The sequence below is a fragment of the Acetomicrobium sp. S15 = DSM 107314 genome (assembly GCF_016125955.1).
Classification (GTDB): domain Bacteria; phylum Synergistota; class Synergistia; order Synergistales; family Thermosynergistaceae; genus Thermosynergistes; species Thermosynergistes pyruvativorans.
Map to the genome: position 1 here is coordinate 1 of NZ_JADEVE010000061.1, position 414 is coordinate 414.

Below are 414 nucleotides of genomic sequence, written 5' to 3' on the forward strand. Positions count from 1 at the left end.
CTTACCCAACAGCAACACATAAGCCATCGATAGAACTAATGCAGTAAAAAATCGCGCTATAGAGGCGTTCGCAAAAAACATCCTCAACCTTTCGAGCGTGATGCCCAACCTGTAGCCACCGGCTCGGATCGAGCGGACGACGTCTTCTACGGGCCGGTGGCGGTATCTTTTTCCGAAGACATTAGAGACGGAGCAAAAAGCGCAGTCAAAAGGACAACCTCTGCTTGTCTGTATGGTGCTTGTTATATAGTATGCTCCTTTTGGTCCAAAGATCGCCTGTGGCGCTGCGCTCATAGCAGCATGGCCCAATGCCCTGCCCGAGCCAAGCCCAAATGTCCTTGCCATCTGCGCTCCATTCTTTGCGGGCCCAGCTCAATGCCTTAGTGACGAAATGAGAAACAGCACCATTAAAAC

Annotated in this window: 1 protein-coding gene; it reads right to left on the minus strand. The window is 51.2% G+C overall.

All coding sequences use genetic code 11. The features are described 5' to 3' along the window. Positions 1-345: radical SAM protein (locus tag EZM41_RS01265; RefSeq protein ID WP_342449191.1), on the minus strand; the 345-nt coding region annotated here is incomplete at its 3' end. Between the last annotated feature and the right edge of the window lie 69 nt (positions 346-414).